10 protein-coding genes are annotated in these 12,912 nt (G+C 66.7%); 2 read left to right on the top strand and 8 right to left on the bottom strand.

Translation table 11 applies throughout. From position 1 onward, the window contains the following. Positions 1–63: 63 nt before the first annotated feature. Both MLP_RS09675 and MLP_RS09670 read right to left on the bottom strand, forming a co-directional pair. Entirely contained in the window at positions 64–1,227 is a 1,164-nt protein-coding gene (locus MLP_RS09675) for an NAD(P)/FAD-dependent oxidoreductase (protein WP_013862884.1), read from the bottom strand. A 65-nt stretch (positions 1,228–1,292) separates the two neighbouring features. Further along, positions 1,293–2,930 carry a choline dehydrogenase gene (locus MLP_RS09670; RefSeq protein WP_041791862.1) on the bottom strand — a complete coding sequence of 546 codons (1,638 nt, stop codon included), beginning with the start codon at positions 2,928–2,930 and terminating at the stop codon, positions 1,293–1,295. Positions 2,931–3,364: 434 nt separating this feature from the next. On the opposite strand from MLP_RS09670, the gene MLP_RS09665 reads away from it, so the two are divergent. Together MLP_RS09665 and MLP_RS09660 are read left to right on the top strand one after the other, a co-directional pair. Next, positions 3,365–4,357 (top strand): isopenicillin N synthase family dioxygenase, encoded by a 993-nt coding sequence (locus MLP_RS09665; protein ID WP_013862881.1) that lies wholly within the window; start codon positions 3,365–3,367, stop codon positions 4,355–4,357. Between the two features lie 45 nt (positions 4,358–4,402). Further along, the gene (locus MLP_RS09660; RefSeq protein WP_013862880.1) at positions 4,403–5,320 is read left to right on the top strand and encodes a LysR family transcriptional regulator; all 918 of its coding nucleotides are present in this window, start codon (positions 4,403–4,405) and stop codon (positions 5,318–5,320) included. A gap of 120 nt (positions 5,321–5,440) precedes the next feature. Here the strand turns inward: MLP_RS09660 and MLP_RS09655 are convergent, their stop codons facing one another. The 6 genes from MLP_RS09655 to MLP_RS09630 form a co-directional block, all read right to left on the bottom strand. Beyond that, the gene (locus MLP_RS09655) at positions 5,441–6,409 is read right to left on the bottom strand and encodes a universal stress protein (protein WP_172641553.1); all 969 of its coding nucleotides are present in this window, start codon (positions 6,407–6,409) and stop codon (positions 5,441–5,443) included. Positions 6,410–6,610: 201 nt separating this feature from the next. Continuing rightward, positions 6,611–8,305 (bottom strand): sensor histidine kinase, encoded by a 1,695-nt coding sequence (locus MLP_RS09650; RefSeq protein WP_013862878.1) that lies wholly within the window; start codon positions 8,303–8,305, stop codon positions 6,611–6,613. A gap of 169 nt (positions 8,306–8,474) precedes the next feature. Next, positions 8,475–8,711 carry an acyl-CoA carboxylase subunit epsilon gene (locus MLP_RS09645; protein WP_013862877.1) on the bottom strand — a complete coding sequence of 79 codons (237 nt, stop codon included), beginning with the start codon at positions 8,709–8,711 and terminating at the stop codon, positions 8,475–8,477. Then, positions 8,708–10,042 (bottom strand): acyl-CoA carboxylase subunit beta, encoded by a 1,335-nt coding sequence (locus MLP_RS09640; protein ID WP_013862876.1) that lies wholly within the window; start codon positions 10,040–10,042, stop codon positions 8,708–8,710. The genes MLP_RS09645 and MLP_RS09640 overlap by 4 nt, the downstream gene beginning before the upstream one ends. Next, positions 10,039–10,992 (bottom strand): LysR substrate-binding domain-containing protein, encoded by a 954-nt coding sequence (locus tag MLP_RS09635; RefSeq protein ID WP_013862875.1) that lies wholly within the window; start codon positions 10,990–10,992, stop codon positions 10,039–10,041. The genes MLP_RS09640 and MLP_RS09635 overlap by 4 nt, the downstream gene beginning before the upstream one ends. Positions 10,993–11,005: 13 nt before the next feature. Next, positions 11,006–12,877 (bottom strand): ATP-binding protein, encoded by a 1,872-nt coding sequence (locus tag MLP_RS09630; RefSeq protein WP_013862874.1) that lies wholly within the window; start codon positions 12,875–12,877, stop codon positions 11,006–11,008. Positions 12,878–12,912 lie beyond the last annotated feature (35 nt).

The raw sequence follows: 12,912 nt of genomic DNA, 5'->3' as shown, positions 1-12,912 counted from the left end.
GCTCCTCATCTGGGCATGGATTGATCTCAGGCGAGATTGTCCCCCACAGCTCGCGCACGTCGATCAGCGGACCCCCTCTTCGGCGTACGGCTGGTCGTCGAGGATGCGCTGATAGCCCATCCGGGACAGGTCGAGGGTCTGGTAGGAGCCTCGGGTGATGAGCTCGGCGAGCCCGCGCCCGATCGCGAGCGCATGCATGAAGCCGTGGCCGGAGAAGCCGCACGCCACGTAGAAGTTGTCCAGCTGACCGGGCCAGTTGCCGAGGATCATGTTGCCGTCGAACCGGTTCTGGTCATACAGTCCGGTCCAGGACTCGCGCAGCGTGAGCCGACCCAGACCGGCGAACCGGTCCGCCATCGCGGGTACGACGCGATCGGTGTAGTCGCTGGCGTCGATGGTGAAGTCCTCGCCACCGGGGTGGTCGAAGTCGACCTTGCCGACCGAGACACCGTCCCGATAGGCATGCACCGCCAAGCCGTCGACATCCTTGACGAACGGCAGGTGGTTGGCGTCGTGCTCTGTCTCGATGTAGTGCTCGTGCCGACGCATCGGTTCCACCGGGATCGACATGCCGAGCTGCCCGGCCAGCTCGGGCGCGTGTACGCCAGCAGCGTTGACCACCGAGTCGACCGCGATCACCCGGCCAGAGGCCAGCTGGACCGCGCGTACGACCGCGCCGGTCTGATCGAACCCGACGACGCGGTCGGTGAGGAATTCGACCCCCGCCGCCTCGGCTTTGGCCTTGAGCACGGAGAAGAAGACCTTTGGGTTGAGCCAGCCGTCCCGGGGCGACAAGACGCCGGCTGCGAGGTCGGTGCTGACCAGCCCGGGATAGCGGGCGATGAGCTCGGCCTGCTCCAGCCACTCAGCCTGGACTCCGCAGGCCAGGTGGGTCTCGTAGTTGCCGGCCAGGGTCTCCAGGTCGGCGGGTCCGACGATGAACAGATAGCCGTTGGGCCGCCAGCTCAGCTCCGGCGGCGGGGTGCCGTCGATGGTCCCCCAGGCCTGCCAGTCCTCGATCACATCAAGGGTGTACTGCGACATGAGGATGTTCTCGGGGCGCGTGAAGAGCTGGCGTACGCCACCGGAGCCCTTGCCGGTCGCCGCCTTGGCATAGCTGTAGTCGGGCTCGACGACGATCACGTCGAGACTGGGTTCGGCGGTCTTCAGGTGCAATGCGGCGGCACAGCCGACCGCTCCGGCGCCGATGACGACGACCGTGGTCATGTTCAATATCCTTTGCTAGTAACGAAAATGGTGGAGGATCGCGGCACTCGTGGACCTCTGTGCAGTCAGCTGCGACGGGTCCGGTAGAAGCTGGCAGCGGATGGCGGGAGTGGCGTACGGCCGCGTACGTGGTCGGCGATCTTCTCCGCCATCATCATCACCGGCGCGTTGATATTGCCCGTGATCACCTTCGGCATGATCGACGCATCGGCAACCCGGATACCGCCGACCGCTCGCAGCCTGCCGTGCTCATCGACCACAGAGCCCACCTCAGAACCCATCCGGCAGGTGCCCGACGCGTGGTACGACGTGCCGACCGCACGGCGTACGAACGCCTCCAGGTCGGCGTCGCTTGAGCAGTCCGGCCCGGGCGTGAGCTGGACCGGGTGGTACTTCTGCCACGCCGGCTGTTGGACGAGCTCGCGGGCAAGCTTGACCCCGTCAACCAGGTCACGCAGATCCTGGTGTTCCTGCAGGTGGTTGAACACCACCGACGGTTGGTCGGCCGGATTGGCCGAACGCAGCGTGACGGCACCGCGGCTCAAGGGTCGGGCCAGGTCCATCCAGAACTGGAACCCGGGCACCGGCACCAGCTTGCCGCGCCGCAACTGCCGGGTGAGTGGCAAGAACTCGTACTGCATGTTCGGATGAGTCACGTCTTCGCGGGTGCGGAGGAAGGCACCGGTCTCGAAGAAGTTGGTCGTGGCCAGACCCTGCTTCTTGATCACGTACTCCAGGCCCATCCGCGGTCGCTTCAGCAGCCCGATCTGGCTGGTCAGCGAGTCCTCGTACGCGGAGCCGAACTGGATGTCCACCCCGGGATGGTTCTGCAGATTCGCGCCCACGCCGTCGTCGGCGGCCACCACCGTGATGCCGTGCCGCCGCAGCTCGTCGGCCGGCCCGATCCCGGACAGCATCAGCAGCTTCGGTGTCTGCATCGCACCGGCGCACATGACCACCTCGCGGTCGCACCGGATGGTACGCGTCTTGCCCTTCTCGACCAGGGTGACTCCCCCGGCGCGACCGTCCCGGACGATGATCGAGGTGACCAACCGACGGGTCAGCACGGTGAGGTTCGCGCGCTTCGCCGCGGGCCGCAGGTAGGCCTTCGACGAGCTCCAACGCACGCCCTGATCGATGAACGACTGAGCAATGTGCAGACCTTCTTGCCGATAGGCATTGTGGTCGGCGGCGACGTGGAAGCCGGCCTGTTCACCGGCCCGCAGGAAAGCGTCGTAGAACTGATGCGCGGCTCTCGCGCGAGTCACGTGCACCGGGCCCTCGCTCCCCCGCCACTCGTTCCCACCCTCGGCAAAGGTCTCCATCGTGCGGAAGTACGGCAGGACGTGCGCGTAGTCCCAGTCGGTGAGGCCGTCTTCGGCCCATTGCTCGAAGTCCATCGGGTTGCCGCGGTTGAAGATCATCGCGTTGATCGACGACGAGCCACCGATCACCCGACCGGCCTTCTCATCGATCGTCTTGTCGCCGGCGTGAGGTTCCGGACCGGACTGGATCCCCCAGCCGATCCGCTTGTTCTGGTAGACGAACGGCAGCCCGCCCGGCATCGTGATCATCGGATTCCGGTCCTGCCCGCCGGCCTCGACCAGCAGCACCCGGACCGAGGGATCCTCGCTCAGCCGGGATGCCATGACGCAGCCCGCCGTACCCGCGCCAACCACGATGTAGTCGTACGAGTCTGTCATCAACATCTCCTCATGGTTGCTCACGCCGAGCCCGTCCCGAGTGCACTGGCGAACTGCGTACTCACGGTACGAGGACACGTGGCGTCACGGCTGCTACGTCAAGGGGAAGCTCGCGACCAGATTTCGACTCTGGTCGAAGCCCTCATCCAGGCGGGTCAAGTACGGGCTCACGCATCCCGAAGCGTCTGTCGCCGTTCCCATGCCACCAGGCCTCAGCTTGTGCGGGCGCGGTGCCGTCGACCAGGTCTATTGGTCGCCAACCATGCAAGAGGATTGCATGATTCACTGCAAATTCGTGCGATTGTGTTTCGCGCTTGCAGCCTCAAGAATCGTGGACAGCACACTACGGCCGACCGCACAGCCGCTCAGCAAAAGCGCCGGCCGCACCTAAACCCCATCCGCCCTAACCGCACACAACGACTGGGAGAGTTCACGTGAGCAGCAGCACCCCCGACATCCGTCTCGCCAGCAAGCAGACAGCATTCAGCGAAATCCCGATTGTTGACGTCTCGACTCTGGTCGACGGTAGCGACCCCGAAGGCGTCGCCAAGAAGATCGGTGAAATCTGCGAGCAGGTTGGCTTCTTCTATGTCAAGAACCATGGTGTCGCCGAGGACCTGATCAAGCGCATGTACACGATCTCCGAACGCTTCTTCGACCTGCCGTTCGCAGCCAAGGATCGGCTGAGTGTCGCAAATTCGGGTCCAACACTGCGAGGCTACATTCCGACATACGGCGAAAACGTTGACCCTGAACACACGCGCGACTTCAAGGAGTGCTTCGACTTCGGCGCGGACGAGGAGGCGGTCTCCCCGTTCTTCGGTCCGAACCAGATGCCGGCGGAGCTGCCCGAGTTCGAGGCTATCTGCGCCGCCTACCACAGCGCGATGATGACGCTGGCGCGCAAGTTGATCAGTGCTATTGCGCTCAGCCTGGATCTACCGGCTGACTACTTCGAGAAGATGCAGCGCAAGCCGATCACCATTCAGCGTCTCTTGCACTACCCGCCGCAACAGGGCGAGGTCACCCAGGAGGAGATCGGTATCGGCGCACATACTGACTATGGATTCCTGACGATTCTCTCCCAAGACAGCGTCGGCGGCCTGCAGGTCCGCAACCGCGATGGCGATTGGGTCAGCGCCCCTCCTGTCGACGGCACGTTCATCATCAACATCGGCGATCTTGTCCAGACCCTGACCAACGATCGCTACAGCTCAACCGTGCATCGAGTCGTCAACACCACCGGCCGCGAACGGTATTCGATCCCATTCTTCATGGACCTGGATTTCGACGCCGTTGTGGAACCGCTGCCATCATGCGTGAGCTCGGAGAATCCTGCGAAGTACACTTCGTACAAGTGCGGAGAACACAAGTACACCCGTTTCGCAAAGAGCTACGCCCATCTGCGGGAGACCGTGGGTGCCTGATCCGATCAGACCGTCGAGGGTAAGAGTCTGGCGCACACTGGGGACATGATCGATCGCCGCCTCCTGGTGCTCCGGACACTGGCAGAGCACCACACTGTGACTGAGACTGCGGACGTGCTGAACTACACGCCGTCCGCAGTCTCAGCTCAGTTGCGGGGCCTCGCCGAACAGCTCGGGGTCGAACTGCTCAAGCCCGACGGTCGCCGGGTTCAGCTGACTCCGGCCGGGCGTCTCCTCGTAGCACGCTCCGCAGATCTGAGTCGAGTCTGGGAAGAGATCCGCGCCGAACTCGCGGGGCATGCGGACGTCGAGCACTCGGCGCTCCGCCTATGTGGGTTCTCGACTCCGATGGCCGCGATCATGCCCAACCTGGCGATGCGCCTTCAGCTTCGCTGGCCGCACCTGCTGGTCCGGATCGAGGAAGCCAACCCAGCCGCGTGCTTCGAGATGCTCAGCACTGACGCCGCGGATCTCGCCGTCCTCGTGGCGACCCAAGACGTGCCCGCGACCGGAGACCCACGCTTCGAACAGCGCCCGCTGCTCGATGACCCTCTGGATCTGCTTGTCCGAGAAGATCATCCGATGTCATCCCGGACCTCGTTGGAACTTGCCGATCTGGCCACCGAGGCATGGATTACCGACCGTGCGGGGAGCGCCTACCACCAGCTGTTCCTGACTGCATGTCTGGCGGCCGGCTTCATGCCCAACGTCGCCCACCACGCCAGCGAATGGGACGCCGCAGCGGCGCTCGTGGCGGTCGGTCTCGGCATCGCCCTGATTCCACGGCTAGCCAAACTGCCAGCGGGGTATCCAGTCCGGCGGGTCCGGCTACGAGGCACCTCGGCCCCTGTTCGGTCGATCATCGTCGCTGTACGAGCTGGTAGCGGCAAGCACCCCCTGATCGCCGAGGCACTCGAAGAACTCGAGGCACTCGCCCGCGAGGCGCGGATCATGATGGGCTGAACCCCATTTCCGATACCTTGCCAAGGCAAGGCAGGAGGGCCGAAGGCAATCAAAGACCCTCGTTGCAGATTCCTGGCGTAGCGAGGTCGGTCCTGCCGTTCGACCTCGTCACCTGTCTGGTCATGACCGCTCGCTTCTCCTGGCTCCACGAGCCGGGCGGCTGGTGGGTGTGACGATCACCGGGCACTCGGCATGGCGCAACGCGCGACGAGCGACGCTGCCGAGACCGATCGAGCCGACAGCATGTCCGGCGTGCCGCCCGACGACGAGCAGGTCGGCGGATCGGCTGACAGAGATCAGTGTCGCGGCGGCGGGACCACGGATCACGCGCTGAGTGACCGCCACCTCCGGATGCTCGGCGCCATGGCCGACCATCGCTCGAGCGAGCCGGTCCTTCGCCTTGTCGCGCAGCAGCACCAACTCCTCCTCGTCAGGCGAGATGTAGCCGGTCGCCTCCGGTGGACCGGGCGCTTGCCACGCATGGACGGCGGTCAATCCCTCACCCCGCAGGGCGGCCTCGCTGAACGCCGTCTCGATCGCAACGGCACTGTGACCGTGGCCATCGACGCCGACGAACACGCCACCGACGTCGGCATCGGTCCGGTGGAGACCCGACTTGACGACCACCACTGGTGCATGCGACTGAGCACAGACGCGGCCGGTGGTGGATCCGGTGTGCCAGCGGCGTGCGGCTGATACCGCCCGGCGTCCGCACACGACGAGCGACGCGACATGCGACACGCCCACCATCGCCCCCGCACCGGTGTCCTCGGTCACCTCGGTAGCGATCTTGCGCGCGGGATCGAGCCGGCCGGCGGCGTAGTCGCTCATCACCTCGACGATCTCCTGTCCGGCGAGGTGTCGCTCACTCACGGTCGTCGCCGGAGACAGCGCAGTGAGGGTCACCAACGGCTCGCTGCCGTGTACCAGCCAGAGGTCGGATCCGCGTCGATTGGCTTCCGCCACGGCGTAGTCCAGGGCATCGCGCTGCTCGGCCAGCGGCGCGTCGCTGACGCCGACCACGACCGGAGCGTCGATGGGTGTCTTCTCCCGGGTCGACGGAGTGGCCCGGGCGCTCTCTGGAGTCATCTGATTCATCGGACTTTCCCTTCCTCCCGGCTCTTCCTACCGACCCTTCTTACCGACAGAGTTCTGACAACTTCAGTCTGATCGGCGGCGGACCGATCCGACAGCGTCGTTCGGCTCGGATCTGGAGGACCATCGACTGCTCGATGTCGGTATGCCGCAGAGTCTTGCCAGACGCGTCGGCGACCGGCCGGGCGCCCGCCGTCAGGCGTCCAGCGTCGCCGACCAGCGCAGCGTGCTGCCATCTTCGTCGTGGCTGAAGGTGAGGGCACCGCCGCGCCGTCTGGCGCGTCGTTCCAGATAGGCCAGTCCATTGTCGCGAATCTCGGTCGGAGAGACCGATCCGTTGTCGACGATCTGGATGACCATGTGTCGGACCGAGACCTCGACCGTGACACTGACCCGATCGGCATCGGTGTGCTTCGCGATGCTGGTCAGGCCTTCCCGAAGCACCGCCTCGGCGTCGCCGAGGACCTCTGCCTGGACCAGGGTGTCGAGCGGGCCGATGAAGACGAGATCAGGTGCGAAGCCCAACACCGGCTCGACCTCGGCGACGACCTTGATCAGGAGGGACCGCGGCGAGGCGCTCTCGGCTCTGGAGTCCTGCAACTCGAAGATCGTGGTGCGGATCTGTCGGATGGTGGCGTCCAGACTCTCGACCGCGGACTGCAGCGATTCGCGGACTGCCGGGTCACCGGCCCTGACCGCCCCAGCCTGCACGGTGAGCCCGGCAGCCCAAAGTCGCTGGATCGTGTGATCGTGGAGGTCGCGGGCGATCCGAGCCCGGTCCTCCAACACCTCGAGACGGCGCTGACTCTCTCGTCGATCGGCCAGTTCCAACACCACCGCCGCTTGGTTGGCAAAGGCCTCGGCCACCTGCAGGTCGATGTCGGTGAACGCCGGCGACCCCAGTCGGCGACCGACCACCACCGCGGCCTGCGTCTGACCGTCACGAAACAGCGGGCAGGCGAGCACCGGCCCGACGTCGAATGCCTCCTGCAGGTGGATGTAGTAGTCACCGCGGCCGGGCTCCAGGCGCAGGGCTCGGCCCTCGGCGAATGCCTCCCCGACCAGCGAGCCCGCGACCGGGTAGGTCATCCCGAGCAGTCCAGGGGCTTCCTCACCGCGCGAGACCTGAACCGTCAGCACATCCGGGTCGGCGCCGCGGAACACCACGCTGACCACATCGGCCGACGTCAGGCGGCGTACGACATCGGCGATCCGGGTCAGGTTCTGGGTCGTCGTCGCGGTGCCCTGCAGCAGGTCCCGGGTGACCTCAGCCCAGGCCCGCAGCCATTCCTGTTGCCGCCGCGACTCCTCATAGAGCCGGGCGTTCTCGATGGCCACGCCAGCGGTCGCCGCGATGGTGACGACGAGCTCCTCGTCCTCGGCGCTGAACTCCGCCGCGCCCAGACGATTGGTGAGATAGAGGTTCCCGAAGATCTCGCCGCGGGACTGGATCGGCACGCCCAGGAAGGAGGCCATCGGTGGATGCGCCGCCGGGAAGCCGGACGAACGCGGATGATCGGCGATCGAAGCGACTCGCACCGGACGGGGATCGGTGATCAAAGCACCCAGAACCCCTTTGCCTTCGGGAAGTCGGCCGATCGCTGCCACTGTCTCGTCGTCCATGCCGACGTGGACGAACTGCTCGAGCCCGCCATCGGCGCCGATCACCCCAAGTGCCGCGTACTGCGCCTGCGCGATGGCCCGCGCGGCGTCCACGATCCGCCGCAACACCCCGGCGAGCGACAGCTCGGCCACGATGGACCTGTTCAGCTCGACCAGACTCCGCAGCCGATCCTCGGCGAGCAGGCCGTCCTCTGCCGGGCGCGGCATGTCCTCCACCAGAGACGGTCCGCCCGAACCGGATCCGTCAGCGGGCTGCTGGCCAGGCATTCGGCAAGCCTATCGCCCCGTCGTCTGAGGACACCGCAAGCAGGGTGCGCAGCCAGGGTGATTCCCACTTCGCACCATTTGATGCGACTTCGCATGGGGTGTACGTGGTGCGCAGTAGCAGCAGCTGGTGCGAAGTGGGGGTCGGGGGCCGGGTGGTCGGAGGTCGGGTTCAGCGCCAGGCTGATCGGCGCCAGGAGTCGGGTCCAATACGCAGAGGTGCCCGCAGGCCGGCTGATCGATCGAGCCAGCCCGAGGTCCCGGCGCTCGCCGCCGGCCGCTCCTGTTGGTCCGTGGCCGTGGCCAAGGCCGGACCGGAGTCCCGACTCACAGCCGAGCATGCGGCCAGCACGGTGAGCATGGCCGCGAGCTCTTCCGGCGTCGGGTTCCCCCGCAGGATGGTGATCACAGCGGGATGTTCCCGTGCTTCTTGGGTGGCAGGGACGCACGTTTGGTATGCAGCAGCCGGAGCGCTCGGACGATCTCGGTCCGGGTCTCATGCAGCTCGATCACCCCGTCGACGGAGCCTCGTTCGGATGCACGCTGGGCGGTCGGCCAGGCCAGGGTGATGTCGGCGCCGAGTCGCTTGGAGCCCATGACTTCGTAGGCGCCGCCGTACGCACTGCGGGTGATCACCGTGACCAGCGGGACGGTCGCCTCGGCATAGGCGTAAGCCAGCTTCGCTCCGCGACGGACGATGCCACCGCGCTCCTGGTCGGTGCCCGGCAGGAAACCTGGCACGTCGACGAAGGTGATCACCGGTGTGTTGAAGGCATCGCAGGTGCGGATGAAGCGCGCCGCCTTCTCGGCGGCGTTGATGTCGAGACAGCCGGCGAAATGCAGCGGCTGGTTGGCGACCACGCCAACACTGCGGCCGTCGATCCTCCCGTAGCCGACCACGATGTTGGGCGCATAGCGCGCCTGGATCTCGCAGAACTCACCGTCGTCCAGCACCCGGCTGAACACCTCATGCATGTCGTACGGCAGGTTCGACGCATCAGGGATCAGCGTGTCCAGGACCAGGTCCTCCTCGGTCGGCTCCTCCCCCAGATCCAGGTCACCGACGACGTCATAGACAGGCGGATCCTCCAGGTTGTTCTGCGGCAGATACGAGAGCAAGTCCTGCAGGTAGCCGATCGCATCGGTCTCGTCGGTGCCGAGGTAGTGCGCACTGCCCGACGTCGTCACGTGCATGCGGCCACCGCCGAGCTCATCCCTCGAGACCTCTTCGCCGGTGACGGACGTGAGCACGTCGGGTCCGGTGACGAACAGCCGCGACTCCTGCTCGACCATCACCACGAAATCACTCAGTGCGGGTGCGAGGGCTTGCTCACCGGTCACCTCGCCCAGAACCAGCGAAAGCTGTGGGATGACTCCGGAGGCATGGACACTGCGACGGAAGACCTCGGCGTACGGGCCGAGCGGCACCACGCTCGCCCCGATCCGAGCATCGCCGCCGTCATAGATGCCGATCAGCGGACAGCCGGTCTTCAGCGCCGCATCAATGAGCTTGACGATCTTCATGACGGCGACCTCGTCCGGGCCTCCTTCGACCACCACGGTGCCGTCCTGACTGAAGACGCAGACCTGCCGACCGTCGATGGTGCCCAAACCGGCGATCACGCCGTCACCGGGCGGTAGGCCCGGGGCCATCCTGTTCAACTCCAGGAAGCTGCCCGGGTCGAGCAGCAGGTCGATCCTCGACCGCGCGGCGGACGGCCCGCCCATCGCACTGCTCACGGGTGCCCATCCTCTCCGAGCGGCAGAGCCTCTCCGCCCAGCGGCAGGGTTCGCCGGAGATAGCCGTCGAGAACCTCGTGGAGCAGTGCCCGAACCGCCTCGGCCGGTCGGGACAGGGTCTGTCCGGACGCCGTGCCGAGTGACACATGCACCGTCAGGGCCGGCGTCAACCGCCGACGAATGAGGTTGCCGCGTCGGACGACCCGTTCGGCGACCGACTCCGGGAGGATGGTGGCACCCAGTCCGGCCCGTACCGCTCTGGTTGCCAGCGTGAGAGTCTCGACCTCGGCGACCACATTGGCGGCGGCCGAAGCGCCGGTCAGGGCATCTTCGACGACCTGCCGGATGGTGTGACTAGGTCCAGGCAGCAGCAGCGGCACCTCTACCAGGTCGGAGACGGCGAGCTCACCCTCCTGCCCCGTTGTCGGAAGGAGATCGGGCGGACCCACCAGGACAAGATCCTCACTGAGCAGCGGCTCGAAGTCCACGCCGCGGATGGGCCCTCGGCCATAGAGCAGCGCCATGTCCATCCGCCCGGTCATCAAGGCCTCACTGAGCACCCCGCCGATCTCGTCGATCCGGAGCAGGACGCGTGGATGCCGGGCCCGGACGACACTGAGCAGCGGCAGGGCGAGAGCGTTGACCGTGCTGTAGGGGGCGAGGCCGACCGTCACTCCCCCGGCGAGTTCTCGTCCGACCACCTCGACGTCGGCATGGGCCTGCTCCAGCTGGCGCAGGATGGTGCGGGCGTGACGATAGAGCTCCCGCCCGGCCTCGGTGGGCTCCACCCCCTGCTTGCTGCGCGACAGCAGCCGCTGGCCGAACTGCGCCTCGAGAGCGGTCATCTGCTGGCTCAGCGCCGGCTGAGCAATATGCATGAGGTCGGCGGCGCGAGTGATGCTGCCGGCGTCGACCACCCTCACGAACGAGTAGAGGCGGCGGGTGTCCACTGCTCCTCCTCCCTCAGGGCTGTACGCGGCAGAGGATGTCGCCGCCATTGACGGTGTCGCCCGGCGTCGCGGTCAGGTCGCTGACAGTGCCGGCCGTCGGGGCGGTCACGGCGTGCTCCATCTTCATCGCCTCGAGGACAAGGATCACATCCCCTTGCTCGACGCTGTCACCGTCTCGGACCGCGACCTTGGTGACGGTGCCGTGCATCGGGGCGGCGACGGCGCCGACCTCATCGACGCCCGAAGCCAGGCCCACGCGCCTGGTGTCACGTCTGCCTGACCGGCGCCGAGCCCGAGCTGCCCGATCCGTACCAGCCCCCGGCAAACCAGCACCTTGCGCCTCGGCCCCTGGCGATCCGACTCCGAACAGATCGCCCGGCAACACGACCTCGAGTCGGCGACCGTCGACCTCGACCACCACCGTACGTGTCGCTTCCTGCGAGCCGGCCGGTCCCGTCGATCCGGTCGAGTCCGACGGGCCAGGCGCAGGCTGAGCGAGCGGAGCGGCCGACAGATCGTGACGGAACTCGGTCTCTATCCACCGGGTGTGCACGCCCAGCAAGCCATCGGCAGCCACCAGGGCCGGGTCGTCCAACACCGCGCGGTGGAACGGCACCACGGTCGGTACGCCCTCGATCACGAGCTCAGCCAGCGCACGCCGGGATCGGGCCAGCGCCTGCTGCCGGTCGGCCCCGGTGACAATGATCTTGGCCACCAGCGAGTCGAAACTGCCGGGCACGGTCATGCCCACTCGATAGCCCTCGTCGACGCGTACGCCCGGACCGGCCGGCGGCACCCAGGCCGACAGCGTGCCCGGCGTCGGCAGGAAGTCGCGGGCCGGATCCTCGGCGTTGATCCGGAACTCGATCGCATGCCCACGCGGAGTGGGGTCGTCGTAGCCGATCGGCTCACCGTCGGCGATTCGGAACATCTCCTGGACCAGGTCGATGCCGGTGACCTCCTCCGACACCGGATGCTCGACCTGCAGCCGGGTGTTGACCTCCAGGAAGGAGATGTCACCGCCCTGGCCGACCAGGAACTCGCAGGTGCCGGCGCCGACATACCCGGCTTCGGTCAGGATTGCCTTCGACGACGCATACAGACGCGCGGTCTGGTCCTCAGTGAGGAACGGTGCAGGTGCCTCTTCCACCAGCTTCTGATGCCGACGCTGCAGGGAGCAATCACGGGTCGAGATCACGACGACGTGGCCGTGCTGGTCGGCCAGGCACTGGGTCTCGACATGTCGGGGGCGGTCCAGATAGCGCTCGACGAAGCACTCTCCCCGACCGAACGCGGCGGTCGCCTCCCGGACCGCCGACTCGTACAGCTCCGGGATCTCCTGAGCGGTACGGGCCACCTTGAGTCCGCGCCCACCGCCGCCGAAGGCGGCCTTGATCGCGATCGGCAGCCCATGCTGAGCCACGAAGTCCAGCACCTCGCCCACCCCACTCACCGGGTCGGCGGTGCCGGGCACCAGGGGCGCACCGACCCGTTGCGCGATGTGGCGGGCCTGGACCTTGTCCCCGAGCGCCCGAATCGCCTCCGGTGGCGGTCCGATCCAGGTCAACCCGGCCGCGATCACGGCGGCGGCGAAGTCGGCATTCTCAGCCAGGAAGCCATATCCGGGATGGATCGCGTCCGCACCACTGCGCTCGGCGATCTTCAGGATCTTCGCCCCGTCCAGGTACGTCGTCGCCGGAGTGGCTCCCCGCCCTGTCACCCCATGAAGGGCGAATGCCTCGTCGGCGAGCGAGACGAACAAGGCCGAGGCATCCTGGTCGGCGTAGGCCGCCACGCTGGCCAGACCCGCGTCGCGTGCTGCTCGGATGATCCGTACCGCGATCTCTCCGCGGTTCGCGACCAAGACCTTGCGCACGCCTTTCACCCCTGCTCAGCTACGTTTGTTGTTTATCCGGCCTG

Origin of the sequence: Microlunatus phosphovorus NM-1 (assembly GCF_000270245.1) — a bacterium.
Lineage (GTDB): Bacteria > Actinomycetota > Actinomycetes > Propionibacteriales > Propionibacteriaceae > Microlunatus > Microlunatus phosphovorus.
This window is presented reverse-complemented; position numbering and strand designations above follow the sequence as displayed.

Bases quoted from the DNA above. Each gene is read 5' to 3' on its own strand.
- MLP_RS09675 (WP_013862884.1), bottom strand. From the start codon at position 1,227: ATGACCACGGTCGTCGTCATCGGCGCCGGAGCGGTCGGCTGTGCCGCC.
- MLP_RS09655 (WP_172641553.1), bottom strand. From the start codon at position 6,409: ATGACTCCAGAGAGCGCCCGGGCCACTCCGTCGACCCGGGAGAAGACA.
- MLP_RS09670 (WP_041791862.1), bottom strand. From the start codon at position 2,930: ATGACAGACTCGTACGACTACATCGTGGTTGGCGCGGGTACGGCGGGC.
- MLP_RS09660 (WP_013862880.1), top strand. From the start codon at position 4,403: ATGATCGATCGCCGCCTCCTGGTGCTCCGGACACTGGCAGAGCACCAC.
- MLP_RS09650 (WP_013862878.1), bottom strand. From the start codon at position 8,305: ATGCCTGGCCAGCAGCCCGCTGACGGATCCGGTTCGGGCGGACCGTCT.